Genomic DNA, 676 nt, shown 5'->3' on the forward strand with positions numbered 1-676 from the left:
CCGGTATGGGGACAGTGTCAGGTGGGCAGTTTGACTGGGGCGGTCGCCTCCTAAAGAGTAACGGAGGCGCCCCAAGGTTCCCTCAGAATGGTTGGAAATCATTCGAAGAGTGCAAAGGCAGAAGGGAGCTTGACTGCGAGACCTACAAGTCGAGCAGGGACGAAAGTCGGGCTTAGTGATCCGGTGGTACCGCATGGAAGGGCCATCGCTCAACGGATAAAAGCTACCCTGGGGATAACAGGCTTATCTCCCCCAAGAGTCCACATCGACGGGGAGGTTTGGCACCTCGATGTCGGCTCATCGCATCCTGGGGCTGAAGTAGGTCCCAAGGGTTGGGCTGTTCGCCCATTAAAGCGGTACGCGAGCTGGGTTCAGAACGTCGTGAGACAGTTCGGTCCCTATCTGTCGTGGGCGTAGGAAATTTGAGAGGAGCTGTCCTTAGTACGAGAGGACCGGGATGGACGTACCGCTGGTGCACCAGTTGTTCCGCCAGGAGCATGGCTGGGTAGCTACGTACGGACGGGATAAGCGCTGAAAGCATCTAAGCGTGAAGCCCCCCTCAAGATGAGATTTCCCAGTATGTAAGACCCCTTGTAGACGACGAGGTAGATAGGTTGGAGGTGGAAGTGCAGCAATGCATGGAGCTGACCAATACTAATCGGTCGAGGGCTTATCC

General features: G+C 56.1%; 1 rRNA gene. It reads left to right on the plus strand.

Annotated elements, in window-relative coordinates:
* Positions 1–676: ribosomal RNA gene (locus tag IAE55_RS33580) — 23S ribosomal RNA — on the plus strand; the annotation flags it as partial.

This window comes from Paenibacillus sp. S28 (assembly GCF_016624415.1).
Classification (GTDB): Bacteria; Bacillota; Bacilli; order Paenibacillales; family Paenibacillaceae; genus Paenibacillus_AQ; species Paenibacillus_AQ favisporus.